We start from the raw sequence: 23,856 nt of genomic DNA, 5'->3' as shown, positions 1-23,856 counted from the left end.
ACGATTCGGCACGTGGCGGGACCATCGGGCCTCATGCGCCCGGGTGGTCGGCCGGCAGGGGCACGGTGACGATCGGGCACCGGGCGTGCTGGAGGAGGCCGTGCGGCACGGAGCCGAGGCGCATGCCGGTGAATCCGCCGTGCCCGCGACGCCCGATCACCACGGCGAGGGCGTGTCTCGATGCCTTGGTCAGTTCCTCCACCGGGTGGCCGCGGATCACCTCGTGGGTCAGGTCGACGTCGGGGTACCTGCTGGCGTGCCCGGCGGTGGTTTCGGTCAGAAGCCGCCTCAGCGTCTGGACGGCCATGTGCTCGTCGACGCGCGCGATCAGTTGCGACTGCCACACCCAGATCGCCCGCAGCGCGGCTCCCCGCCGGGCCGCCAGGTCGAAGGCGACGTCGGTGGCGGCGGCCGACGGCGGGCTGCCGTCCACCCCGACCACGAGGTAAGGCGGCTCCTGGGTGATGTGCTCGGGTTCGCGGACGACGATCACCGGGCAGGTGGCCTGGGCGCTCACCGGGACGGCCACCGAGTAGGTGCTGAGGAACTCCTCGGTACGGGAGAGCCGACGCGAGCCGAGCACGACGGCCTCGGCCTGCCGGGACTCCCGGCATAGCACCTGGCCCGGTTCGCCGTCCACGAGGGTGCAGGTCACCTCCAGACCGGGGTGCCGCTCGCCCGCCAACGCCGCCGCCCGGCCGAGCACCTGGCTGCCGTTGCGGTGGAGTTCCTCGTTGTAGCGCGGGTCCACGCCGCACAGGTCCGTGGTCAGCTGGGGAACGGCGTGGACCAGCAACAACGGCAGTCCTCGCCGATCCGCCTCGTCTGCGGCCCAGAATGTCGCGAGCTGCCCGTGGTCCCGGGCGTCGACACCGAGGACGATCGGACGTCGTCTACCGGCGGATGCCATGGCTCCTCCAACGGTGATCATGGGCGGCCCACGCGATGCCGGGCCCTTTTCGTACCGTAGACGCGCACGACACCGGAGCAGCAGGGCCGAGCGGCCCCAAGCACATGGCCGGGAGTGCCCGGGTCCGGTGATCCCCGCCCCGACGGCCTCGGGGGAACTTCGCTGGCGGACCTGGCGGGAGGAGTGCAGCGTGGGAGATGACCGAGACGAAGTGAGGTGGTTCTGGATGGCCGGGAAGGATTCGAGCGCCCGTGTCGTGGTGGGCATCGACGGCTCGCCCTCGTCACAGGCAGCGCTGCGCTGGGCGGTCCGGCAGGCAGCCCTGATGGGCGCGACCGTGGACGTGGTGGGAGCGTGGGAGGGCGTTCCCCTCTTCGCCGGTCCCACCGTGGTCGACCCCACGCTCGAGGCGGAGACGGCACGCCGGCGGTTCGACCAGGAGATCCACGAGGTGCTGGGGGACGATCGGCCGGTCGAGGTGCGCGAACACCTGGTCCAGGGCAACCCGGCAGACGTCCTGCTGGACGCGGCCACCGGTGCCGAACTGCTGGTCGTCGGCAGCCGCGGCCACGGGACCTTCGCCCGCGCCCTGCTCGGCTCGGTGAGCACGCGGTGTGCGATGCACGCCTCCTGCCCCGTGGTGATCGTCCGCCGGCCCGGCTGATCGCGCTCCGATCGCGGCAACGCCCAGCACCGGGGCGTCGGAGCCGTGCGCATCGACGCCCCGGGGTGAGCGACGCGAACACGATCGCGGGGCCCGACAGCATCCCGCCGACCAGTGGCAGCAGGGCCGACCGGCCCGCGGGAGAAGGGCATGCGGCCCTGGCCCGCGTGCCGTGCGCAGTCCACGCTGGAGCTGTCGGCCGGCCGGAAGCCACGACCGCCACCCAGGGAGGAGTCCCATGAAGCAGCAGAAGATCCTCGTGGCTTACGGCAGCAAGCACGGCGCCACCGCAGGCATCGCCGAGGAGATCGGTCGCGCCCTGGAGGAGGACGGGTTCGACGCCGACGTCGTCCCCGCCTCGGACGTCCGGGATGTGACTGGCTTCGACGCCGTCATCCTGGGCAGTGCGCTCTACGCCGGCCACTGGCAGCGCTCCGCCCTGAGCTGCGCCGACCGCAACGCAGAGGCACTGGCCCACCGTCCGGTCTGGCTGTTCAGCAGCGGCCCGGTGGACAGCTCCGCCGAGCAACAGGAGATCCCGCCGGTGCCGGGCGCGGCGAAGGCCGTGGAGCACCTGCACGCCCGCGGCCACGTCACCTTCGGCGGCAGTCTGACCTCCGAGACCCCCGGGTGGATCGCCCGCGGTCTGGTCAAGCACGGCAAGGGCGGCGACTTCCGGAACCCGGAGCAGATCCGGAGCTGGGCCCGCGAGATCGGGAACGAGCTGCGCTCCCAGCAGCCGGCGTGACGCCGGGGCGGACCGGAACGCGTTCGTTCCCGCCGCCGGCGAGGAGCCGTTCGTCGCACTGCCATCGGGTGTCCTCGGCGGCAGAGGCTTCCGGCCGGGCCGAACGCGCGGTTTCAGAGTGAGAACCGCTGGCTCTCGCCCGGCCGGACGGTCGTCGGAGAGCCCCGGAAGCCGACCCTGATGGGGGCCTGGGGACTCTCGCGAAGGCTGACGGTGGCGGTGCGCCGGTCTACGCAGAGGGTGACGCCCCAGTGGCCGCGGTACCGGAGGTCAAGTTCCACCCGGCCGATCGCCGACGGCAGGCGGGGGGCCAGCCAGAGCGTGTCCCGGCGGATTTCCAGGCCGGTGTAGCAGCGCTGCAGCAGATCCACGGTGCCCGCCATGGCACCGAGGTGGATGCCCTCGGCGGTGGTCCCGCCCTGCACGTCGACCAGGTCGCCGGCGAGAGCGTCGCGGAAGAACCGCCACGAGGCCCGGCGGTCGCTGCGGGTCAGGACCCAGGCGTGCACCACCGCGCTGAGCGTCGAGCCGTGGACGGTGCGCCGCAGGTAGTAGCCGGTCGTGCGGCGCAGCAGCTCGGGGCCGGCCCGATGGCCGAGCCGCCGCAGGAGGTCGCGGACCTCGCGCGCGGAGAACAGGTAGAACAACATGAGGACGTCCGCCTGTTTGGACGCCTTGTAACGGTTGGCCGTGTCGCCCTCGGCCTCCAGGATCCGGTCGAGCCGGCGCAGGTCGGGGTAGCGCCGCCGGTAGGCGGACCAGTCGAGTTCGGCCAGGCGTTCGTAGCCGTCGAACTGGCTCAGCACGCCGTCGTGGAACGGAATGTGCAGTCGGCGGCTCACCTCCTGCCAGCGGTCGAGCTCACCCCGGTCGAGCGCGAGCCGCTCCAGCAGTTCGTCGCGCCGGTAGCCGGGCAGCACGTCGATGGTGTCGAGCGCGCGGGCGAGTACCCAGGAGGCCAGCACGTTGGTGTACGCGTTGTCGTCCAGCCCCGGCCGGTCGGACCAGGGGTAGGCGTCGTGGTACTCGTCCGGCCCGACGACGCCGCGGATCGAGTAACGCCCGCGTCGAGGGTCGTACACCGCCGCCGAGGACCAGAAACGGGCGACCTCCAGGACCATCTCGGCGCCGGTGGTGGCGAGGAAGTCCACGTCGCCGGTGGCCTGGTAGTGCTGCCAGACGTTGTACGCGACGGCGGAGCCGACATGGTGCTGGAGGTGGCTGTGGTCGGGCAGCCAGCGGCCGGACAGCGGGTTCCGGTGGAGCTGCTGGGATTCCTCCCGGCCGTCGGAGGCGCTCTGCCAGGGGTACATCGCGCCGCTCAGGCCGACCGCCCGGGCGGCCTGCCGGGCGGCGTCGAGCCGGCGGTGGCGGTAGCGCAGCACGGCCCGGGCCAGCTCCGGGAAGCGCAGGTTGAGCAACTGGAGGACGAACAGCTCGTCCCAGAAGACGTGGCCGCGGTAGGCCTCGCCGTGCAGACCCCGGGCCGGGATGCCGACATCCAGGTCGACCGAGTGCTCGGAGTAGGTCTGCAGCAGGTGGAACAGGTGCAGCCGCACGGTGCCGATGCCGTCGAAGTCCGCGTCGATCCGGCAACGGCTCCACAGCTCCGTCCACCGCAGGGCGTGGTCGCGGACCAGCCGGGCGAAATCGGGTGCCTGCTCCACCAGCGTCCGGGCGGCGCGCAGGGGAGCGCCGATCGCCGGGTCACGGGAGGTGAACACCGCCACCGTCTTCTCCACGGTCACCGGCGATCCCTGCTCCGCCGCCAGGACGAAGACCTGGGCGGCCAGGCCCTCCCGAACCTCGTCGGTTCGGATTGTGGCGAGGGGAGCGCCGCCGCGGTGCGCGAGGGTGCGGGCGGCGAGTGTGATGCGCAGCGGCGACCCGGCGGCGGCCACCTGGAGCCACAGCGTGCCGTCGGCGTCCGCCCCCTGCCCGTCCGGCACGAGGTGACGGCCGGTCAGGCCCCGGTAGCGGGCGACGCCGGTGTTGGACACGTTCCCGTCGAGCGCCGAGCGGATCTCCAGCCGGCCGGACCAGTTCTCGGGGACCAGCTCCGTCTCCAGGGCGAGCAGGTGCGGCTGGGCCTGGCTGGCGATCCGGCGCTGGGTCAGCCGGGTCCGGCGGCCCTGGTCGTCGACGACCAGGGCGTGCCGGGTCAGTACGCCGCGGCGCAGGTCCAGTTCCAGCTGCTCGGTCGCGGCGGGACCGGTGAACCAGGTGCCTTCCTCCGGGCGGAAGGTGAAGGGCAGCCAGTTCGGGCAGTTGATCAGGTCTTCGTTCTCGACGGTGCGGCCGTCGACGACGGAGACCGCGCGGTCGTAACAGCCGGCCAGGTACGTGCCGGGGTAGTGGATACCGTCGGCGCGGGACTCGGGTGCGGCCGCGCGGCTGACGAGGTAGCCGTTGCCGACCGCGCAGAGCACCTCGCGGATGCCCTCCTCGGCCGGGTCGAAGCCCTCGTAGGCGAGCCTCCAGGGGTGGGAAGGCGCCGGGACCTGGGGGCGGGCGCGGCTGTCGCTCACGGCGTGTCGTCGGAGGGCATCGTCTCGACGGTGCGGATGATGCGTCCGGTGACCTTGTGTGGGCGGATCCGCACCCAGGTGTCGCGCTCACCGCCGACCCAGGGCCGGGGGTCGGCGTGTCTCCCGAACCACTCCACGGCGTCCGCCTCGGTGACCTGGTGCGCCGGGCCGGTGACGAGAACGCTCCAGCCGGTGCCGAGGGCCTCGTCGAGCCGGTCGACCTCGAAGGCGACGCGCTCGCCCACCGCGGCTGCGGCAGTGCTCCGCGCCGTCGTGCGGTAGAGCACCGTGCCGTCCAGGATGCGGTAGTTGACCGGCAGGATCTCCGGACCTTCGGGCGTCGCCAGGGCGACCCGGCCGACGCCTCCCGGCTCCAACTTCGCCCAGCACTCCCAGGGCTGCAGTTCCTCCACCGCCGGGCGGACGGCCGGCGACGCCTGTCCGGGTGGCAGGTCGAGTCCACCGCCGAGCAGGTACCAGACCGAGGTGCCGAGCGTTCCCGCAAGGGCGGTGACGGTCTCCAGGTCGACGGCGGCGGGCCGCGACTCCAGGTACTCGAGGTAGTTGGCAGCCATCCCGGAGCCTGCCGCCACCTGCTCACGGGTGAGGCCCAGCTGCTCACGGCGGTGGGCGATGCGGCGGCCGACATCGCCGGGGTGCGCGGGGCGTCCCTGGGCACGACCGCGATCCGTTGTACTCATGAACATCGTCCCTCTCCTGCCACGGCCCCCGTGTCCGGCCGACAGTCGCCCTCCTCCGCCCTCCCATCGTTGACTCGGCCGGGCACCCGGGACCAGGGCCGTTCGGACCCGAAGACATCGCAAGGGGGTCCACCACAGGCACCCGGGCCCATCGGCGGGCCGACCGGCCCTGGCGTGGTGCCCCGGTGCAGGCGGACGCTGGAACCGACCCGCCACCGGGCGCCTGCCGTGGCCGGAGCGAGGGAGCCGAAAGATGTCCACCGTCGAGCGCTTGCCGTCCGCTGCCGAGGCCCTGCTGGCCGACGGCACCACCGCGATCATCCGGCCGCTCGGACCGGAGGACCGGGCCGCCGCGCTCGACCTGCACGCTGTGCGGATGTCCGAGGCGAGCCGCCGGATGCGCTTCCTCGGCGTCAGCCGCCTGGCACCGCGGCTCGCCGCCGACCGGCTGTGCGGACCGCCCCGGCCCGGCTTCCTGGCGCTGGGAGCCTGGGCCGGGGACGAACTGGTCGGAGAGGCCGACTACGAGGCCGAGGCCGGTCACGAGGACACTGCGGAGCTGGCCCTGTCCGTGGCCGACGCCTGGCAGCACCGAGGCGTGGGGACCCTGCTGATCGAGCACCTGGTCCACGCGGCCCGCGAGCGCGGCATCCACACCATCGAGGCCGACACCCTCGCCGGCAACAGGGCCGTCCACCAGGTCTTCTCCGACCTCGGGCTGCCCGTCCACCGCCACCTCGAGCAGGGCGAGGTCCGGGTCCGGGTGCCGCTCGACGAGGCCGACGAGCACTACCGCGCCGCCGTGGACGAGCGCGGGCGCGCCGCCGACGTGGCCAGCCTCACCGCGCTGCTACGGCCCCGCTCCGCCGCGGTGATCGGCGCCTCCCGGCGGCCCGGGTCGGTCGGCCACGCGGTCCTGCGCAAGATCCGCCAGGGCGGCTTCACCGGCCCGCTGTGGGCCGTCAACCCGCATGCCGAGACGGTCGCCGGCGAGCCGGCCCATCCGTCGGTCGCGGCCCTCCCGGAAGTGCCCGACCTCGCCGTGCTGGCCGTCCCGCCCGCCGCGGTGGCGGGCGTGGCGCAGGAATGCGGCCTGGCCGGTGTCCGTGCCCTGGTGGTCCTCACCTCCGGCCTGGACGCCGCCACTGCCCGGCAGCTGATGCGGGCCTGCCGGAACCACAGCATGCGCCTGGTCGGTCCGAACAGCCTCGGCATCGCGCAGACCGACCCGCAGGTCCGCCTGGACGCCGAGTTCGGCGGCGTGTTCCCGCTGCCGGGCACCGCCGGGGTGGCCGCGCAGTCCGGCGGCGTCGGCATCGCCCTGGTGGAGCGGCTCGCCTGGCTCGGTATCGGCGTCTCCAGCTTCGTCTCGCTCGGGGACAAGTACGACGTCAGCGGCAACGACCTGCTCCAGTGGTGGGAGAGCGACGGAACGACCGACCTCGCCCTGCTCCACCTCGAATCCTTCGGCAACCCCCGCGCCTTCGCCCGCACGGCCCGGCGGGTCACCCGCACGCTCCCCGTGCTCACCGTGGACGCCGGACGCTCCACCGCCGGGCGCCGCGGCGCCGCCTCGCACACGGCCGCCGCCGCAACCCCGACCGTCACCCGGGAGACCCTCTTCCGCCAGGCCGGCATCACCGCCGCCCGCAGCATCGCCGAACTGGTCGAGACCGCCGCCCTCCTGCACAGCCAGCCGCTGCCCGGAACCCGCGGCACCGTCGCCGTGGTCTCCAACGCCGGCGGCATCGGCATCCTGGCCGCCGACGCCTGCGCCGAGGCGGGACTGAGCCTGCCGACGCTGCCCGCCGACCTCGCGGGCGAGCTACTCGGCCTGCTCCCCGCCGGCGCGAGCGCCACCAACCCGGTGGACACCACCGCGGCCGCCGACCCCGCCGAACTACGTCGGTGCGTGGACGTCCTGGTGCGCAGCCGGGCCGTTGACGCCCTGCTGATCTGTCTGGTCCCGACCGCCCTGGCCGTGAACGCCGACCAGGACCCGGTCCGCGCGCTGCTGGACGCACCCGCCCGGAGGAAGATCCCGATGGCCGCCGTCCGGGTCAGCCAGGAGGTGCCGATCCGGTACCTCACCTGCGCGGACGGCGGGCAGCTCCCCGTCTACGCCGACGCCGCTGCCGCCGCCCGGGCCTTCGCCCACGCCCGGGACCGCGCGCGGTGGCTGGCCGAACCGACCGGACCCCTGGCCGAGGCCACCGGGACCGACCCCGAGGCGGCCCGGCGGCTCGCCGACCAGTTCCTCGCGTCCCGGCCCGAAGGCGGCTGGCTCGACCCCGCCGCAACCGCCCGGCTCCTCGAGCACTACGGGCTCCCGCTGACGACCTCCGTGTGGGCCGGGGACGAACACGCCGCCGTCGTCGCCGCGCAGTCCCTGCGTCCGGCCGGCCACGACGGGAAGGTCGCGCTCAAGGCCTACTGGCCGGAGCAGGTCCACAAGAGCGCGGCCGGAGCGGTCCGCACCGACCTGGGACCGGACAGCGAAGTCCGCACGGTCTACCGCGAGTTCGCCGCGAGCTTCGGCGACCGGATGGCCGGCGTCGTCGTGCAGCCGATGGCCGGGCCAGGCCTCGAACTGCTCGCCGGCATCACGAAGGACCAGGTCTTCGGCCCCTTGGTCGTCCTCGGCCTGGGGGGCACCGCCACCGACGTCCTCGACGACCGCTCCACCCGGCTCGCGCCACTGACCGAACGCGACCTCACCACGATGGTCACCGAACTGCGCAGCGCCCCGCTGCTCCTGGGCCGCCCGGGCACGCCACCGGTCGACCTGGCTGCCGTGCAGCGGGTGCTCGCCGCACTGTCCCGGCTGGCCACCGACCTCCCGCAGCTCGCCGAGGCCGACCTCAACCCCCTGATCGCCGGGCCGGACGGACTCGTCTGCGTCGACGCCCGAATCCGCCTGGAGCCCCTGCCCGCCTTCGACCCCTACCTGCGCCGGCTGCGCCGACCGCCGGGCAACGCCGCCCCGGAGGAAAGATGAACCACAGCATGCTCGACGGCAGGTCGGGACAGTCCCTCACCAACCTCGGCACCGCACGGGCCGTCGGCAGCGCCCCGGTCCGCGACTGGATGACACGCCCCACCATCGCCGTCGTCCCGGCCTCCGACTTCGCCACCATGGTCACCGCGATCACCGCGTCCCGGCGCGGTGTGCTGCCCGTGCTCTCGCCCGAAGGAGCGCCGATCGGCGTGGTCTCGGTCTCGGACCTGCTCGCCGCCTACGCGGGCGAGGAGACCGGGCGCGGCCACCGGGCCGAGATCACCGCAGGCGACCTGATGACCTCACCGGCCGTCACCGTGAAGCAGGACCGGACCGTCGGCGAAGCGGTCCGTCTCGCCCGCCGGGCGCGCGTGCACCACCTCCCGGTCGTGGACGGCGACGGGCGGCTGATCGGGATGCTCGCACCGCACGACCTGCTGGACTCGCTGCGAACGGATGACGAGGCGATGCGCATCGAGACACTCGCGCTGGCCCTCACCCCCGGATCCGGGGTGGTGCCCGGCTCACTGCGGGTCCGGTGCGAGCGCGGCCATGTCGTCCTCGCGGGGCGCACCCGTTCGCGCGCCGACGCCGCTGCCCTGTGCCTGCGGGTCGCCGCCATCGACGGCCTGGCCGGTCTCACCGACCATCTCGGATGGGACGTCGACGACGTCGCGGCCGACACCACCTGAGCGGCCCGGCCACACGTTCGTTCAGCGAACGAGCACGTGCTCACCGGGGCGGGGGACCACCGCGGTCCAGCCGAGTTCGTGGTCGATCCGGTCGCGCAGTGCCTGGGAGCCCTCCGGTTCGCCGTGCACCAGGTAGGTGGCGCTCGGCGGCGGGGCGTCCCGCAGCCAGTCGATCACTTCGGCGGCGTCACCCTCGTCCGACACATCGGGGGCGCAGTTCGGGGGACCGGGTGGCGAAGGCGTCGCGATAGATCTGCAGGGCCGCGAGTCGCGGGCTGCGGTCTCCTCGTGGTGGCGGTTGCCGTAGGTGGACTCCATCAGCAGCACGTCGGCACCGCCGAACGGCTCCGGCGGGCGCAGCAGGGGATGGACGGGCCGGCCGAGATCCCCGCTGGCGGCCAGGCTACGCCCGTCCTCCAAGGTCAGGTGGGCCCAGGCGGAGCCGAGGATGTGCCCGGCACGGTGCAGCCGCAGCACTGTGCCCCCGGTGACTTCCACGGCGGCGTCCAACGGGACGGGGTCGAACATCTCAACAGTGCGCTCGACGTCGTCCTCGTCGTACAGCGGCTCGGCCGGCCGGTGCTTCGATCAGCCGTGCTGGTTGGCGTGGTCGGCGTCCTCGCGGAGCAGGTGTTCGCTGTCGCGGAGGACGAGTCCGCCAGGCGGGGCTGTGTTCGAGGTGGTGAGCACCGGACCGCGGAAGCCACCGCGGACCAGGCGCGGAAGGTAGCCGCAGTGGTCCAGGTGAGCGTGGGTGAGGACCACCGCCTGGACGTCCGCCGGGTCGAGCGGCCCGGGCGCCAGTTGCGGCGGCGACGCTCGGCCAGGCCCTGGAACAGGCCGCAGTCCACCATGATCCGGGCGTGGTCGGTCTCCACCAGGAACTTGCTGCCCGTTACGGTGCCGACCCCGCCGAGGAATGTCAGCAGACCGGGGCGGTGACGCTGCACCTGCCCGCTGTCCTGGGCCGCTCCGGGCAGGGTTGCTGGACCGAACGGCCCTGTGCCGGCCGTCCAGCGGAAGCGGACAGTGGGGGTACGGCACGACCTGCGAAGGGGTGAGGACCATGCAGCACCGCAGCGTCCAGGACGTGATGACCCAGGAGGTCGTCACCGCCGGGCCCGACACGCCGTTCAAGGAGATCGCGGCGCTCTTCCACCGCAACGACATCACCGCCATTCCGGTCGTCGACGAGCATCGGCGGCCGATCGGCATGGTCTCGGAGGCCGACCTGATCCGAAAGGAGGCCGTCCTGCCGGACCCCGAGGGAGCTGCCCCCGGCCGCTGGCTGGACGCGCACGACCGTGCCCGGGCGGAGGCGGAGACCGCGGGCGGGCTGATGACCAGCCCGGCCGTGACCGCCCGTCCGGGCTGGACGATCCCGGAGGCGGCGCGAGCGATGGACCGGCACAAGGTGAAGCGGCTGCCGGTGGTCGACGAGGTGGGCCGGCTGGTCGGCATCGTCAGCCGGCGCGACCTGCTCCAGATCTTCCTGCGCCATGACGCCGCCATCCGGGAAGAGATCGGTCACGACGTGTTCGGCCAGACCCTCTGGCTGGCCCCCGGCGAGGTCCAGGTGACGGTGCAGGACGGGGTGGTGACGCTCAGCGGGCGGGTGCCGCGCCGGAGCCTGATCCCGATCGCCGAGCAGTTGTGCCGGGCGGTCGACGGCGTGGTCGCCGTCCACCAGACGCTCGACTGGACCGAGGACGACACCGACGTCCCGGTGGAGCACCCCCACGCCTACCGCGCGGGAAGGTGACCACGGACGGCCATCCGGGTCGGGCCGGCGACCGGTCCGACCCGGGGGCCGGGCACGACGGGATCGAACCGCCGCAGGCCCCGACCCCACTCCTGCCTTCGCGACGGGCGACGACCGTGACCCCGGACGGGCGACCGGCGCCGGAGAGCACCTGTACCAGGCGCGCCGGGGCCGGTCACCGGGCATGGTCCTCGGCCGCCGCGACGTGCTGCTTGACGGCGGCGAAGCTGTCCGGGGTCACCGAGACGGAGTCGATACCGGCGTCGACCAGGAAGCCTGTGAAGTCCGGGTCATTGCTCGGGCGTTGACCGCACAGGCCGACGGTTCGGCCGGCCGCGTGGGCGGTGGCGATCAGGCTCTGGATGCTGCGGGTGACGGCCGGATTGCGTTCGTCGAACAGATGCGCCAACAGCTCCGAGTCGCGGTCGATCCCCAGGGTGAGCTGAGTGAGGTCGTTGCTGCCGATCGAGAAGCCGTCGAAGCGCTCCGCGAACTGCTCGGCCAGCATGATGTTGGCCGGGATCTCCGCCATCACGTGGACCCGTAGCCCGTTCCGGCCACGGGCCAACCCGTCATCGGCCATCACGGCGAGCACGTCGTCGGCCTCCTGCGGCGTCCGGCAGAACGGGATCATCACCACAACGTTGGTGAGTCCCATCGCGTCCCGAACCTTGCGCAGCGCCCGGCATTCCAGGGCGAATCCCTCCCGGTAGCGCTCGTCGTAGTAGCGGCTCGCCCGCCGCCACCCGATCATCGGGTTGGCCTCGACCGGCTCGAACGGCCCGCCGCCGATCAGACGGGCGTACTCGTTGGACTTGAAGTCGCTGGTCCGCACCACCACCGGCTCCGGCCAGCGGGCGGCGGCGATCCGGGCGACGCCCTGCGCCAGCCGGTCGACGAAGTACTCCGTACGGTCGCTGTACCCGCTGCTGATCTCGTCGACGAGGCGGCGGTCCTCGGGGGAGAGGCGGTCGGGGTGCACCAGGGCCATCGGGTGTACCCGCACCTGGTGCGCGACCATGAACTCCATCCGGGCCAGTCCGACGCCGTCGGCCGGCAGGCGCCACCACCGGAACGCGGCGGCGGGGTCGGCCAGGTTCAGCATCACCTTCGTCCGGGTCCCCGGCAGCGAGCCCAGATCGATCTCCGACTCCTCGTAGTCGACCCGCCCGGCGTAGACATGTCCTTCGGCGCCCTCGGCACACGAGACGGTGACCTCCTGACGGTCCGCCAGGACGGTGGTGGCCCGGCCCGTGCCCACCAGCGCGGGCACGCCGAGTTCCCGGCTGACGATTGCCGCGTGCGAGGTGCGGCCGCCGTGATCGGTCACGATGGCGGCCGCCCGCTTCATCAGCGGCTCCCAGTCCGGGTCGGTGATCGCCGTGACCAGGACCGAGCCGGTAGGGAACCGATCGAGGTCCGCCGGACTGTCCAGGCTGCACACCGGACCCACGCCCACAGCCTCACCGACGGCGATCCCGTCGATCAGCTGCTCACCGCCGCCGGTCAGCCGGTAGCGGTGAAAGACGGCCCCGTGCTGCCGCGACTGGACGGTCTCCGGCCTGGCCTTCACGATGAACAGCTGTCCGGTCCGGCCGTCCTTGGCCCACTCCAGGTCCATCCTGCACCCGTAGTGCCGTTCCACCGCGACCGCCCACTCGGCCAGCCTACGGACCTCGGCATCATCGAGCACCCGGCCGGCCCGCTCCTCGGGAGACGTCTCCACGGTGCGAGTCAGACCCTCGTCGGCGTACACCGCCTTGCTGCGCTTGGCGCCGAGTGCGGCCTGGACGACCGGGTTCAGCGCGTCGTCACCGAGCAGCGGCTTGAACACCGTGTACTCGTCAGGCTCGACCTGCCCGCTGACCACCGTCTCACCGAGCCCCCAGGCCGCACTCACCACCACCACGTCCGGAAAGCCGGTCTCGGGATCCAGCGTGAACATCACCCCGGCCCCGCCAAGATCCGATCGGACCATCAGCTGGACCCCCACCGACAACGCGACCGACAGGTGGTCGAAACCGAGGCGCTCCCGGTAATCGATCGCCCGGTCGGTGAACAGCGAGGCGAAGCAGCGCCGACAGGCGCCCAGAAGAGCGTCACGGCCCCGGACGTTCAGGAACGTCTCCTGCTGCCCGGCGAAGCTCGCCTCGGGAAGGTCCTCCGCAGTCGCGCTGCTGCGCACCGCCACATCGGGCTCGGTCCGTCCCACCCCGCGCGCCAGTTGCTCATAGCAGGCGCTCAGCTCCCGCTCCAACTCGGCAGGCAGGTCGGTGGCCAGCACGGCAGCGCGTACCGCAGCGCCGACCTCGGGGAGATCCGCGCCCGCGTGCAACCGCTCGAGGTGTGCACGGATCCGTCCGCCGAGGCCGCCGGTGTCCAGGAACTCCCGGTAGGCGTCGGCGGTGGTGGCGAACCCGTCCGGCACCCGGACGCCCGCCGGCGCCAAATGTCCGATCAACTCGCCCAGCGAGGAGTTCTTTCCCCCGACCACGCCGACGTCCTCACGCCGGAGGTCGGCGAACCGGATCACACGGCGCATCGCTGCTCCCAGGGTTCGGAACGAGGCGGACGGCCGGCCCGGAACGCGACCCGACTCCGGGCCGTGACGGCATCGTCGAGACCTCGGGGCCATGACACGGCGCGTCGCCCGTGGCCCCAGGACATCACCGGCGGGGGCCCACCCGCCAGGGCCGACCGGCCCACCTGCCCGGTACCGGCCTGCCCTGGCCTCAACCTGGCACCGGACGTTCTCCTGAAGACACAACCAGCCGCACGGGCGTGCCGAGGCACTGCACGGTCCTCACGACCACCGGCACCCGTGCGAGGTGCCGAACGCCCGCGATCACCCTGGAGCAGGAGCGATGCGAGTCGCCGACCTGATGATCACCCCGCCGATCGCCGTGCTGCCGACCGCCACCGTGCGGCAGGCAGCCCGCCGCATGGACGAGGAAGCGGTCGGCTGCGTGCTCGTCGCCGAGGACGCCACCCTGCACGGCGTCCTCACCGACCGTGACCTGGTGGTCCGGGCGCTGGCCCCGGGCGCCGACCCGGAGACTCCGGTGTTCGAGTTCATGTCGGCTCCCGCCGTCACGGTGGACGTGACCGACGACCTGGAGACCGCCTACCGGGTTCTCCGCCGGACCGGGGTGCGGCGACTGCCCGTGCTGGACGGGGCCCGGCTCGTCGGGCTCCTGGCCGTCGACGACCTCTTCCTGGACGTCCTGCAACGCCTCTCCGACCTGCTGGGACCGCTGTCCTTCAGTGCTCTCCGGGAAGGCAGCGCCGGCCCCGGCCCCGCAGCACACCCCGATCCCCTCGGGAGCACACCATGACACCCCAGTGGAACAGCGTCGGTGAGGTGATGACGCACGCCGTCGTCGCCGTCGGCCGCGGTGCGACGTTCCGAGAGATCCTGGACGCGCTCCGGCAGTGGAAGGTCAGCGCGGTGCCCGTCCTCGCCGGCGACGGCCGCGTGGTCGGAGTCGTCTCCGAGGCCGACCTGCTGACGACCCAGGACCGCGAGCCCGAACGAGCCGAGGCGTTCACCGCCAACCAGGTGATGTCGGAGCCGGCCGTCACCGTGCATGCGCAGAGCCCGACGGCGGAAGCCGCCCGGGCCATGGCCCGCGGCCACCTGAAACGTCTTCCCGTGGTCGACGAGGAAGGCTTCCTGGTCGGCATCGTCAGCCGGGGTGACCTGCTCAAGATCCACCTTCGGACCGACGAGGATCTCGCCGGCCAGGTGAGACTCGAACTCCTCGCAGCGCTCCACCCCACGCAAGCCGCGGCAGTCGAGGTCCGGGCGGAGGAGGGCAGGATCACCTTGGCCGGCACCCTGCCCGACACCTCGACCCCCGCCGTCCTGGAGTCTCTGGTCCGGGCCGTCCCCGGCGTCGTGGACGTCGATGTCAGGGCCGTCGCCCCTGCGTGACCTCCCCGGCGCCCGGCGTGATCAGCCCTCGCCGCGGTCGGCGCGCCGGCGCGGCACGTACCGCATGCCGAGGTCACCGCGCCGGGCGGACGCGTGCGCGAAGGTTATGGAACTGTCTGGTCTGCATGACGAGATGGGCGGGCTCCCAGAACAGCAGGTCCAAGGGGCCGGTGAGCAGGCGCGGACGGCTTCGCCCGCGGGTACGGACGACCAGACGGGTGCCAGCGTCGGCCGGTTCGAGGTGGAAGCTCCAGATCGACGAGACGAACGCCCGGGGTGCCGGCCCCTCGGCCGGATCGAACGGGCGGCCGGAGGGCAGCCGCAGGTCGGCACGCAGCACCAGAGTCCGTTCCGGTACGAGCTCCGCAACCGTGAACCAGCTGCGGCCGCCGGACGTCGAGTTCAGCCGCTGCCCCACGGCCGGGTGCTGCCACCACGGGACGAGGCGGTCCGCACTGGGCCGTCCGCCGTTGTCCAGCCAGTCCCAGCTGTACCAGCCCGCGCGGTCGTGGCCCATCTGCGCCAGCCACGGCCACACCTTCGCCGGTGGCCCGGGAAGGGTTGAGGCCATCGTCGACATGCTGTTCGCATCCGGGACCAGCTCGTCCCCCGGGTACGCGCGTTCGGCCTCGCCGCGGGTCGCTCCCCAGGTCAGCAGGTGAGGCCGGAGGAGGAGGCCGTGGACGGCGATGGCGACCGCCGACCCGAGGATGACCCGTCCGACCGCGGTCCGGTGTCCGTTCACACTCCGAGCATCGCCCAGGATGCAGGTCAGCGCGGTGGTGACCAGAGCCGGGAAGAACGAACGGCCCTCACCTTCGGCATCCGGTCGACGCAACACCCACCGCCGCGCGGGACCCTCCCTACCACCGGCCGGCCGTCCCCTCGGCCTGCACCGACCGCGTCGTTCGCCGGGGCCCACCGGGCCACCCTGTTGACCACCCGGGTCCGTACGTCCCCGGCGTCCTCTGCGGCCTGGCCGCGCCCCGGGGACAATCGAGGCAGGTGTCCGCCGTCCGGTTCAGGAGACGATCGATGGACGAGACCGAGGCCGGCGAGTCCCGGCAGCCCCTGCGCGTGTTCCTGCTCGACGACCACGAGGTGGTGCGGCGCGGAGTGCGGGACCTGCTGGAGGCCGAACCCGACATCGAGGTCGTCGGTGAGGGCGGCACTTGCGCGCAGGCACTGGCCAGGGTGCCCGCCCTGCGGCCCCAGGTCGCGGTGCTGGACGTACGGCTGCCGGACGGCAACGGCGTGACCGTCTGCCGCGAGCTGCGCGATCGGATGCCCGGGCTGGTGTGCCTGATGCTGACCTCGTTCGACGACGACGAGGCCCTGCTCGACGCGATCATGGCCGGCGCCGCCGGATACGTCCTGAAGCAGGTCAAGGGCGCCGACCTGGTCAGCGCAGTGCGCACGGTGGCATCGGGGCAGTCGATGCTGGACCCGGCCACCACCCGGAAACTGATGGAGAGCCTGCGCCACCACGACGAGTCCGACGCCGAGGCCGCGCTGTCCCAGTTGACCCCGCGGGAGCGGGAGATCCTCGCGCTGGTGGGGGAGGGGAGGACCAACCGGGAGATCGGCCAGGAGCTCTACCTCGCCGAGAAGACGGTGAAGAACCACGTGTCGCGGCTGCTCGCCAAACTCGGTGTCGAACGACGGCTCCAGGCGGCCGTGATCGCCGCGCACGCCGACACCGAGCAGCACCCGCCCCGGCCGCGGTGAGCCCGACCGGTCCGGAAGTCCGGGCCGGTCGGCCCAAGCCGGACTCCCTCGACGGGGCGCACCGTGGGGAGTGAGGCAACAGCCTCGTCGGCACGACCGGGAGCCCGCGATGAGGTACTGGAACGACCATGAGATGGGTGGCTGGGGCTTCGGCTTCATGATCATCAGCATCCTGCTGCTCCTGGGACTGCTGATCGTCGTCACAATCGCCCTGACCCGTTACCTCGGCCACCTGCCCCGGCAAGGCCCGCCCGACACCCAGGCGGCCCCGCCGCCGTCGCCGGAACGGCTGCTCGCCGAACGCTTCGCCCGGGGCGAGATCGACACCGACGAGTACCGCCACCGCCTGGACACCCTGAGATCCGGCTCCGCCGGGCCGGTATCCGGCTGAACCCGCCGAACCAGGGAGCATCCCATGGACACCTTGGCCCTCGACGCAGCCGCGTTGGAGAAACTGATCTCCGCCGCGGTCGCCGCGCCGTCCATCCACAACACCCAGCCCTGGCGCTTCCGGCTGGACCCGGACACCTCGACCCTCCAGGTACGCGCGCTCCAGGAACGCTCGCTGCCGGTCACCGACCCGGACCGGCGCGCGCTGCACATCTCCGTGGGAGCCGCGATTCTCAACCTCCGCATCGCCGCCCGCCGGATGGGCTGGGCGCCGCTGCTCCGTCTGCTGCCCGATTCCGCCGAACCCGACCTGCTGGCCGCGATCGAACTGGACGAGCTCTCCCGCGTCCAGCTCGCCAGTACCACCGAGCTCTACGACGCGATCTGGCGGCGGCACACCGTCCGGACCCCGTTCACCGGGCCGCCGATCCCTGCCGCAGTGCTCGACCGGCTTGCCGAGACCGCGTCGGCGGAGGAGGCCCAGCTGCGCTTCCCGGCCGGTGAGGAGCGAACCCGGCTGCTGGAACTGACCGCGGAGGCCGAGCGCCGCAACACCACGGACCCCATGCGCGGTGCTGAGAGCCGCAGCTGGATCCAGGGGCCCGATGCGCCCGCCTACGGGATTCCCCGCAGCGCGCTCGGTCCACAGGACAGCGCAGGCCGGATGCCGATGCGGGACTTCTCCGCCATCCACCCCGTCGAGCCACTGCCACCGGCCGCGTTCGAGGCTGAGCCGTGCATCGCCGTCCTCGCCACCCGGGGCGACACGCCCGCGGACTGGCTCCGCGCCGGCATCGCGCTGGAGCACGTCCTGCTGGTCGCGACCCTGCACCAGATCCGGGCATCACTCCTGCACCAGGCCATGGAGTGGCCGGAACTGCGCTGGGTCGCCCGCGACCCGAGGGAAGGCCCGGGCTTCGCGCAGGTGCTGATCCGCCTCGGTTACGGGCCGGAAGGCTCGCCCACTCCCCGCCTCGCCGTATCCGACGTCCTGGACCCCGAGAACCCCGGCCTCGGACGGCCGTGAGCGGGGTGCACCGGATGAGCCACCCGGCGGCGGGGGACTCCGTCCCGTTCCACGACCTGACCGGTCCCGGTCCGCTGGGCGAAGCGGGGCCCACCGCCGGTCCTCGGCCACCGAGGGCACCGTGAGACACAGAACCGCCGTGAAAGCCACGGCCACGGCGGCTTCCGAAGGAGCTGATCCCCATGGCCTTGCCGGTGACCGAGCAGCCGGTGCGCGTCGATGCCCGGCTCGACCTGCCGCTGTCCCGCTGGTTGTGGCTGGTGAAGTGGATCCTGGCGATCCCGCACTGGATCGTCCTGTTCCTCCTCTGGATCGTCTTCGCCGTCCTCAGCGTGGGCGCCTTCTTCGCGATTCTCCTCACCGGCCGCTACCCGCGCCCGATCTTCGACTTCAACCTCGGGGTGCTGCGCTGGTCCTGGCGGGTGTCCTACTACGCCTACGGAGCGCTGGGCACCGACAGGTACCCCCCGTTCACCCTCGCCGAGGCACCCGACTACCCCGCGCACCTGGACGTCGCCTACCCCGAGCAACTTTCCCGAGGACTGGTACTGGTCAAGTGGTGGCTGCTGGCGCTTCCGCAGTACGCCCTCCTGGCACTCTTCGTCGGGGAGGGCCGGGAAGGCTGGGCCGGCGGGGGTCTCGTCGGCCTGCTGGTCCTGTTCGCCGGGGTCTCCCTGGCCGTGACCGGCCGCTACCCGCTCGGGATCTTCGATCTCGTCGTCGGCCTGGACCGCTGGGTGCTGCGGGTCGCCGCCTACGCCGCCCTGATGACCGACACCTACCCGCCGTTCCGCCTGGATCAGGGCGGTTCCGAACCGGCCGGCACGCTCGACACGGCAGGACCGCGGTGAGCGCGGGACCCCGTTCCGGCCGGCACCGGAGCCCAGGATGACCGCGTCCCCTCCCGGCACCGCCCCGCCGTCCGAGCTGCGGCCCCGGGGGGCTGGAGGGACACCGAGGCCGCCCGGCGGCCGGCACGGTACGGGCCGAACGAGATCCGCTCCGCGCGCCGGGCGTCGTCGTGGTCGAGAGCGGCCGTCCAACTGCGCGACCCGCTGATCATGGTCCTGCTGGCAGCCGTCGCGCTCACCCTGGCGATCGGGGACCATCCGGACGCCGTCGTCATCGCCCTGGTGATCGCGGTCAACACCACGGTCGGGGTGATCCAGGAGACCCGCGCCGACCGCGCCGTCGCGGCACTGTCGGCCATGACCGCTCCGACGGTGCGGGTCGTGTGCGCCGGAACGGAACGTGTTGTGTCCTCCGTCGACATCGTGCCGGGCGACGTGCTGCTGCTGGCCGAGGGCGACATCGTCCCGGCGGACGCGGTGCTCGACCGGGCAGACGCGCTACTCGTCGACGAGTCGATGCTGACCGGCGAGTCCGTTCCGGTCGACAAGGAGGTCCGCAGCGGGTGCCCGGACACCCTGCAGGTCCGGGCGGGGGCGGCAGCGCCCGTCGGCCTCGCGGCAGCCCGCCTGATCACCCGATCCGGGCGGCGCGCCGGACACGCCGGTGACTGAGCGGTTCCGCCCAGCGCACGTCCACGATTCGGCCTGATGCCCTGGCCGGAGGGACAGCGCGGGGCAGCGGCCCTAGTCTGGGTTCCGGGGTGGTGAAGCCGTGACACCTGCGAACGGAGCGATGCGGTGGGCTCGTCCTCGGAGCGGGGCCCCACCGACTCGGCGCAGCCGGGGCTGGACGATCTCCTGCGGGGGCTCCAGTCACGTCTGGAAACCGCGCACGGCACCGCGAATCGGATCCACAGCCTCCTGGAGGCGGTTCTCGTCGTCGGCCACGACCTCGACCTCAGCCAGGTGCTCCAGCACATCGTGGAGGCCGCAGTCGCTCTGGTTGATGCGGAGTACGGCGCGCTCGGCGTCATCGGCGAGGACCAGCGGCTGTCCCGGTTCATCCCCGTCGGCATCGACCGCGAACGGGCCGAGCGCATCGGAGCACTACCGAGCGGGCACGGCCTGCTGGGCGAGCTGATCCGCCGTGCCGAGCCGCTCCGGCTGACGGAGATCTCCGAGCACCCGTCCTCGTACGGCGTCCCCGAGCACCATCCGCCGATGCACAGCTTCCTGGGCGTGCCGATCAGGGTCCGCGACACGGTCTACGGCAACCTCTACCTCACCGAGAAGCGCGGGGGAGCACAGTTCGACGAGGAGGACGAAGCCGTCCTCGAGACCCTGGCGGTCGCGGCCGGCGTGGCGATCGACAACGCCCGGCTGTACACGCAGGCGAGGCTGGGCGAGCGCTGGCTGGCGGCGAGCGCGGAGGTCACCAACAGCCTGCTGTCGGGCAGCTCCCGACAGGAGGTGTTCGACCTTCTGATCGCGCGCGCCGCCGACATCGCCGGCGCGGACCTCACGGTGGTGGCCCTGCCCTCCCCCGACGGCAGGAGCCTCGAAGTGAGTGTCGCCGTCGGACTGGACTCGGAGGTGCACCGCGGGCTCGTCCTGCCGAAGGAAGGGTCCTTCGTCGGTGCAGCCGTCACGACCGGTGGGCTGGTCACCACCGGCGACGTGCGCAAGGACCCGAGGATCACGGCCGGACCGCCGCGATGGGCCGGACTCGGACCGGCCGCCGCCGTGCCGATCGGCACGGCGGAAGGAGGGGTGCGCGGTGTACTGATGCTGGCCCGGGCGGAGGGCAAACCACCCTTCGGACCGGAGGAGTCCACCCCACTGGCGGGCTTCGCCGCGCAGGCCGCCGTGGCGATGGAGCTGGCCGAGCGCCGCCGCGACTCCGAACAGGTCGCACTCCTCGAAGAGCGCGACCGGATCGCCCGGGACCTGCACGACCTGGCGATCCAGCGCCTGTTCGCCACCGGGATGACCCTCCAGGGTGCCACCCGCTTCATCGAGCACCCCGAGGCCTCGGACCGGGTACTACGGGCCATCGACGACCTCGACGAGACGGTGCGGACGATCCGCTCCAGCATCTTCGGACTACGCGCCGGAACCCGCGGATCGGCCGCTCACGGGCTGCGCGCGAGGGTGGTCGCGACAATCGACCGGGCAGCCGCCGGACTCGGCTTCGCCCCCGGGCTGAGGATGGACGGCCTGTTGGACCTCCGGGTGCCCCCGCCGGTCGCCGATGCGCTGGTCGCCGTCCTGGAGGAAGCCCTCTCGAACGCCGTCCGCCACGCGCACGCCCACCAGGTCCAGGTGGACCTGACCGCCGACAGCGAGCTCAACCTGACGGTCACCGACGACGGAGTCGGCCTTCCACCGGACGGTCCCCGGAGCGGGCTGGCCAACCTCGCGGAGCGGGCGCGGCGTCTCGGCGGGTGCTTCCAGGCCGGCCCGGGACCCGACAGTGGGACCAGACTCGTGTGGCGGGTCCCGCTTCCCCCGCCGGAGCGGCGCTCGTGAGCCGAACAGATCCGCACGGAGGACCGCTCCGCCGCGAACTCACGCAGAGTCAGTCCACAGGTCAGTCCGCCATCAGGACGGCGACCCCGGTGACCCGATCGGCCGCCAGGTCCGCCAGCGCCTGGTCGGCCCGGTCCATGGCGTACCGACGGACACGGACGACCGGGCGGTGGAGCGTGGCCTCGGCCAGGTAGGCGCGGCCGTCCGCACGGGTGTTGGCGGTCACGCTGCGAAGGGTCCGCTCCTGGAAGAGGTGCCGCTGGTAGTCGAGCACAGGGACGTCGGAGAGGTGGATGCCGGCCACCGCCAGCGTGCCGCCCCGGTCCAACGCCGCCAGCGCCACCGGCACCAGGTCGCCGACGGGCGCGAAGAGGATCGCCGCGTCGAGCGGCTCCGGCGGCGAGCCGTACGCGTCCCCGGCGGAGGCCGCGCCCAGCTCCAACGCCAGCCGCCGGGCCTCCTCGGCCCGCGTCAGGACGTGCACGGTCGCGCCCCGGCCGAGGGCCAGCTGCGCCGTCAGATGCGCGGAAGCGCCGAAGCCGTAGATCCCCAGCCTGCCGCCCGGCGGCAGCTCGGCCCGTTCCAGGGCCCGGTAGCCAATGATCCCGGCGCACAGCAGCGGTGCCAGCTCCTCGTCGGGCGGCCCCTCCGGTAGCCCGTAGACGAAGCGGGCGTCGGCCACCGTGTACCCGGCGTACCCGCCGTGCACGTCCCAGCCCGTGTACCGGGACTCCGGGCAGAGGTTCTCGCGGCCGGCCCGGCAGTACAGGCACCCGCCGCAGGTGCCGGCCAGCCAGGCCACCCCGACCCGGTCGCCGGGGGAGAAGCCGTGCACCTCCGGACCGCAGTGGAGGACCCGACCCACGACCTCATGACCAGGCGTGCACCGGGGGCTGCGAGGTTCGAGGTCGCCCTCGACGAGGTGGAGATCGGTCCGGCACACGCCGCAGGCGGCCACCTCGATGAGCAGTTCCCCCGGACCGGGTCCCGCGACCGTCCGCTCCGTACGTCTCAGCGGAGTCGACGCGATCGGGCCCGGCTGCTCCACCCTCCACGCCATCGTGCGGATGGCGTCGCCGTCGGACGTCGACATCGCCCGCTCCTTTCCCGTGCTACCCGGTGCTCCGGACCCCCGCGAGAGGAGTCGCCACCCACTCCATCGTCCACCACCCTCGGCCCGACCGGATCAGGGCCGGACGGCCCTCGATCGGGCCTGAACGACCCAGGCCTCGGTCCGGCGCCACGAGGCAGCGTGGGACAGGCTTGGGCAGGTCCGACGGGCCGCCTGCACAAGGAGGAGGTTCGAACCGGCATGAAGGCAGCAGTGGGGGACCGGCTGATCATCGAAAGCCCGGTCCTGGGAACCCCCAGTCGTGACGGCGAGGTCATCGCCCTCCACCACGCCGACGGCACCCCGCCCTACGATGTTCGCTGGTCGGACACAGGCCGGGTCACCCTGGTCTTTCCCGGGCCCGGCGCCCATCTCCACCACTTCGGGCACACCCGCGATTCCCACGCGAGGCCTGCCGGTGCCACTGGTCCGGGCGACCGGGCGACCGGCAACTGACATCGCCGGTTGCCGGTGCCGGATCGCCGTCCGAGGATCGACAGCAGGGCAGCGCTCCCGGTCCCGGTGAGCGTTCCGGGCGGCCCGGCGCCTCGCCTGCACGGAGCGAAGGAGCATGTCATGGCACGTCCAGTGATCGTCGGGGTCGACGATCCCGAGAGCGCAGGCGCGGCCGTCGACTGGGCCGCGGACGAAGCCCGGTCCCGGGGGATGCGCCTGCATCTCGTCCACGCGTGGCTGTGGGAACCGGACCAGGCGCCGGAGTCGCTGGACGCCCGGGCGGCCAGACACAAGGGCGAGGAAGCGCTGCGGGTGGTCGCCGAACGTGCTGCGGCACGGCACCCTGGCCTGGAGGTCAGCAGCGGGGTCGTGGACGCGAGCCCGCGCGAGGCGCTCGTCGCCCTCAGCGCCGAGGCAGGCGTGCTCGTCCTGGGCTCCCGGGGGTCGGGCGGGTTCCAGGGGCTGCTCGTCGGGTCCACCAGCCTGCACGTCACCGCGCACGCCGCCTGCCCGGTCGTCGTCGTCCGGGCCACGGCCGCCGAGGCGGTGGACGGCATCGCGGTCGGCGTGGAGGGACGCGAACCGTCCGACGACATCCTCGCGTTCGCCTTCGACAGCGCCCGCCGCCGCGGCCTGCCACTGCGGGCGATCCACGCCTGGAGCTACCCTCTGGTCCTCGGTCCTGGCCACGCGCTTCCACCGGTCTACGAGTCCGGCCACGTGGTGGCCGAGGAGCAGCGGCTCCTCGCCGAGGTCATGGCCGGGTGGCAGGAGAAGTACCCCGACGTCCCGGTCGAGGAGGACGCCGTACGGGCCGGCCCCGCCAG

22 protein-coding genes and 2 pseudogenes are annotated in these 23,856 nt (G+C 73.0%); 16 read left to right on the top strand and 8 right to left on the bottom strand.

The features are described from left to right. Positions 1-31: 31 nt before the first annotated feature. Positions 32-910 carry a universal stress protein gene (locus AA75_RS32520; protein WP_033823925.1) on the bottom strand — a complete coding sequence of 293 codons (879 nt, stop codon included), beginning with the start codon at positions 908-910 and terminating at the stop codon, positions 32-34. 190 nt (positions 911-1,100) lie between these two features. Between AA75_RS32520 and AA75_RS32515 the strand changes: the two genes are divergently transcribed. Beyond that, positions 1,101-1,574, top strand: a complete 474-nt coding sequence (locus tag AA75_RS32515) for a universal stress protein (RefSeq protein WP_359885964.1) — start codon at positions 1,101-1,103, stop codon at positions 1,572-1,574. Positions 1,575-1,812: 238 nt separating this feature from the next. Continuing rightward, the gene (locus AA75_RS32510; RefSeq protein ID WP_033823923.1) at positions 1,813-2,322 is read left to right on the top strand and encodes a flavodoxin domain-containing protein; all 510 of its coding nucleotides are present in this window, start codon (positions 1,813-1,815) and stop codon (positions 2,320-2,322) included. 113 nt (positions 2,323-2,435) lie between these two features. Here AA75_RS32510 and AA75_RS32505 read toward each other — a convergent pair whose 3' ends face one another. Both AA75_RS32505 and AA75_RS32500 read right to left on the bottom strand, forming a co-directional pair. After that, the gene (locus tag AA75_RS32505; RefSeq protein ID WP_051813886.1) at positions 2,436-4,850 is read right to left on the bottom strand and encodes a glycoside hydrolase family 65 protein; all 2,415 of its coding nucleotides are present in this window, start codon (positions 4,848-4,850) and stop codon (positions 2,436-2,438) included. Beyond that, positions 4,847-5,551 (bottom strand): pyridoxamine 5'-phosphate oxidase family protein, encoded by a 705-nt coding sequence (locus AA75_RS32500; RefSeq protein ID WP_051813899.1) that lies wholly within the window; start codon positions 5,549-5,551, stop codon positions 4,847-4,849. The genes AA75_RS32505 and AA75_RS32500 overlap by 4 nt, the downstream gene beginning before the upstream one ends. 253 nt (positions 5,552-5,804) lie before the next feature. Between AA75_RS32500 and AA75_RS32495 the strand changes: the two genes are divergently transcribed. After that, positions 5,805-8,549: a GNAT family N-acetyltransferase gene (locus AA75_RS32495; RefSeq protein ID WP_051813885.1), complete on the top strand. Its 2,745-nt coding sequence runs from the start codon at positions 5,805-5,807 to the stop codon at positions 8,547-8,549. Then, positions 8,546-9,241 (top strand): HPP family protein, encoded by a 696-nt coding sequence (locus tag AA75_RS32490; RefSeq protein WP_051813884.1) that lies wholly within the window; start codon positions 8,546-8,548, stop codon positions 9,239-9,241. The genes AA75_RS32495 and AA75_RS32490 overlap by 4 nt, the downstream gene beginning before the upstream one ends. A gap of 21 nt (positions 9,242-9,262) precedes the next feature. Here AA75_RS32490 and AA75_RS52670 read toward each other — a convergent pair whose 3' ends face one another. Together AA75_RS52670 and AA75_RS52665 are read right to left on the bottom strand one after the other, a co-directional pair. Further along, positions 9,263-9,769, bottom strand: a complete 507-nt coding sequence (locus AA75_RS52670) for an MBL fold metallo-hydrolase RNA specificity domain-containing protein (protein WP_051813883.1) — start codon at positions 9,767-9,769, stop codon at positions 9,263-9,265. A 60-nt stretch (positions 9,770-9,829) separates the two neighbouring features. Continuing rightward, positions 9,830-10,006 carry a hypothetical protein gene (locus tag AA75_RS52665; RefSeq protein ID WP_233289292.1) on the bottom strand — a complete coding sequence of 59 codons (177 nt, stop codon included), beginning with the start codon at positions 10,004-10,006 and terminating at the stop codon, positions 9,830-9,832. Between the two features lie 301 nt (positions 10,007-10,307). Here AA75_RS52665 and AA75_RS32480 point away from each other — a divergent pair, with 301 nt between their 5' ends. Next, positions 10,308-11,003 carry a CBS domain-containing protein gene (locus tag AA75_RS32480; protein ID WP_033823922.1) on the top strand — a complete coding sequence of 232 codons (696 nt, stop codon included), beginning with the start codon at positions 10,308-10,310 and terminating at the stop codon, positions 11,001-11,003. Between the two features lie 175 nt (positions 11,004-11,178). On the opposite strand, the gene ppsA is transcribed toward AA75_RS32480, so the two are convergent. Continuing rightward, on the bottom strand, positions 11,179-13,545 hold the full coding sequence (ppsA, locus tag AA75_RS32475; RefSeq protein WP_033823921.1) for a phosphoenolpyruvate synthase: 2,367 nt from the start codon (positions 13,543-13,545) through the stop codon (positions 11,179-11,181). Between the two features lie 322 nt (positions 13,546-13,867). Between ppsA and AA75_RS32470 the strand changes: the two genes are divergently transcribed. Further along, entirely contained in the window at positions 13,868-14,338 is a 471-nt protein-coding gene (locus AA75_RS32470) for a CBS domain-containing protein (protein ID WP_033823920.1), read from the top strand. Next, complete coding sequence (locus AA75_RS32465; RefSeq protein WP_033823919.1) at positions 14,335-14,937, top strand: CBS domain-containing protein; 603 nt, start codon at positions 14,335-14,337, stop codon at positions 14,935-14,937. Before AA75_RS32470 ends, AA75_RS32465 begins: the two co-directional genes overlap by 4 nt. A 73-nt stretch (positions 14,938-15,010) precedes the next feature. Here AA75_RS32465 and AA75_RS32460 read toward each other — a convergent pair whose 3' ends face one another. Next, positions 15,011-15,682: a hypothetical protein gene (locus AA75_RS32460; protein WP_033823918.1), complete on the bottom strand. Its 672-nt coding sequence runs from the start codon at positions 15,680-15,682 to the stop codon at positions 15,011-15,013. A 290-nt stretch (positions 15,683-15,972) separates the two neighbouring features. Here AA75_RS32460 and AA75_RS32455 point away from each other — a divergent pair, with 290 nt between their 5' ends. From AA75_RS32455 to AA75_RS32430, 7 genes and pseudogenes are all read left to right on the top strand, one after another. After that, positions 15,973-16,665 carry a response regulator transcription factor gene (locus AA75_RS32455; RefSeq protein ID WP_033823917.1) on the top strand — a complete coding sequence of 231 codons (693 nt, stop codon included), beginning with the start codon at positions 15,973-15,975 and terminating at the stop codon, positions 16,663-16,665. A gap of 109 nt (positions 16,666-16,774) precedes the next feature. Beyond that, positions 16,775-17,056, top strand: a complete 282-nt coding sequence (locus tag AA75_RS32450; protein WP_033823916.1) for an SHOCT domain-containing protein — start codon at positions 16,775-16,777, stop codon at positions 17,054-17,056. A 24-nt stretch (positions 17,057-17,080) separates the two neighbouring features. Beyond that, positions 17,081-18,082, top strand: coding sequence for a hypothetical protein (locus AA75_RS32445; protein ID WP_033823915.1), 1,002 nt, complete (start codon positions 17,081-17,083; stop codon positions 18,080-18,082). Between the two features lie 182 nt (positions 18,083-18,264). Beyond that, the gene (locus tag AA75_RS32440; protein ID WP_033823914.1) at positions 18,265-18,933 is read left to right on the top strand and encodes a DUF4389 domain-containing protein; all 669 of its coding nucleotides are present in this window, start codon (positions 18,265-18,267) and stop codon (positions 18,931-18,933) included. Positions 18,934-19,044: 111 nt separating this feature from the next. Next, positions 19,045-19,158: pseudogene (locus AA75_RS53800) on the top strand (cation-transporting P-type ATPase); the annotation flags it as partial. Continuing rightward, positions 19,144-19,605, top strand: coding sequence for an HAD-IC family P-type ATPase (locus AA75_RS32435; RefSeq protein ID WP_033823913.1), 462 nt, complete (start codon positions 19,144-19,146; stop codon positions 19,603-19,605). The pseudogene AA75_RS53800 and the gene AA75_RS32435, both read left to right, overlap by 15 nt. Before the next feature lie 126 nt (positions 19,606-19,731). Then, positions 19,732-21,462, top strand: a complete 1,731-nt coding sequence (locus tag AA75_RS32430; protein WP_051813882.1) for a GAF domain-containing sensor histidine kinase — start codon at positions 19,732-19,734, stop codon at positions 21,460-21,462. A gap of 61 nt (positions 21,463-21,523) precedes the next feature. Here AA75_RS32430 and AA75_RS32425 read toward each other — a convergent pair whose 3' ends face one another. Then, positions 21,524-22,555, bottom strand: a complete 1,032-nt coding sequence (locus AA75_RS32425; protein WP_033823912.1) for a zinc-dependent alcohol dehydrogenase family protein — start codon at positions 22,553-22,555, stop codon at positions 21,524-21,526. Between the two features lie 219 nt (positions 22,556-22,774). Here AA75_RS32425 and AA75_RS46265 point away from each other — a divergent pair. Together AA75_RS46265 and AA75_RS50050 are read left to right on the top strand one after the other, a co-directional pair. Next, a pseudogene (locus tag AA75_RS46265) lies at positions 22,775-22,954 on the top strand (DUF1918 domain-containing protein); the annotation flags it as partial. A gap of 195 nt (positions 22,955-23,149) precedes the next feature. Beyond that, the coding region (locus AA75_RS50050) for a universal stress protein (protein ID WP_158515598.1) at positions 23,150-23,856 on the top strand (707 nt) is incomplete at its 3' end.

Origin of the sequence: Kitasatospora sp. MBT63 (assembly GCF_000710465.2) — a bacterium.
GTDB lineage: Bacteria > Actinomycetota > Actinomycetes > Streptomycetales > Streptomycetaceae > Kitasatospora.
The sequence above is the reverse complement of the archived record's forward strand: the minus strand, read 5'-3'. Positions and strand labels throughout refer to the sequence as shown.

Excerpts from the sequence above, each read along its gene's own strand:
- AA75_RS32520 (WP_033823925.1), bottom strand. The coding sequence starts at position 910 with ATGGCATCCGCCGGTAGACGACGTCCGATCGTCCTCGGTGTCGACGCC.
- AA75_RS32510 (WP_033823923.1), top strand. The coding sequence starts at position 1,813 with ATGAAGCAGCAGAAGATCCTCGTGGCTTACGGCAGCAAGCACGGCGCC.
- AA75_RS32500 (WP_051813899.1), bottom strand. The coding sequence starts at position 5,551 with ATGAGTACAACGGATCGCGGTCGTGCCCAGGGACGCCCCGCGCACCCC.
- AA75_RS32495 (WP_051813885.1), top strand. The coding sequence starts at position 5,805 with ATGTCCACCGTCGAGCGCTTGCCGTCCGCTGCCGAGGCCCTGCTGGCC.
- AA75_RS32490 (WP_051813884.1), top strand. The coding sequence starts at position 8,546 with ATGAACCACAGCATGCTCGACGGCAGGTCGGGACAGTCCCTCACCAAC.
- AA75_RS52670 (WP_051813883.1), bottom strand. The coding sequence starts at position 9,769 with ATGTTCGACCCCGTCCCGTTGGACGCCGCCGTGGAAGTCACCGGGGGC.
- AA75_RS32480 (WP_033823922.1), top strand. The coding sequence starts at position 10,308 with ATGCAGCACCGCAGCGTCCAGGACGTGATGACCCAGGAGGTCGTCACC.
- ppsA (WP_033823921.1), bottom strand. The coding sequence starts at position 13,545 with ATGCGCCGTGTGATCCGGTTCGCCGACCTCCGGCGTGAGGACGTCGGC.
- AA75_RS32470 (WP_033823920.1), top strand. The coding sequence starts at position 13,868 with ATGCGAGTCGCCGACCTGATGATCACCCCGCCGATCGCCGTGCTGCCG.
- AA75_RS32465 (WP_033823919.1), top strand. The coding sequence starts at position 14,335 with ATGACACCCCAGTGGAACAGCGTCGGTGAGGTGATGACGCACGCCGTC.
- AA75_RS32455 (WP_033823917.1), top strand. The coding sequence starts at position 15,973 with ATGGACGAGACCGAGGCCGGCGAGTCCCGGCAGCCCCTGCGCGTGTTC.
- AA75_RS32450 (WP_033823916.1), top strand. The coding sequence starts at position 16,775 with ATGAGGTACTGGAACGACCATGAGATGGGTGGCTGGGGCTTCGGCTTC.
- AA75_RS32445 (WP_033823915.1), top strand. The coding sequence starts at position 17,081 with ATGGACACCTTGGCCCTCGACGCAGCCGCGTTGGAGAAACTGATCTCC.
- AA75_RS32440 (WP_033823914.1), top strand. The coding sequence starts at position 18,265 with ATGGCCTTGCCGGTGACCGAGCAGCCGGTGCGCGTCGATGCCCGGCTC.
- AA75_RS32435 (WP_033823913.1), top strand. The coding sequence starts at position 19,144 with ATGGTCCTGCTGGCAGCCGTCGCGCTCACCCTGGCGATCGGGGACCAT.
- AA75_RS32425 (WP_033823912.1), bottom strand. The coding sequence starts at position 22,555 with ATGTCGACGTCCGACGGCGACGCCATCCGCACGATGGCGTGGAGGGTG.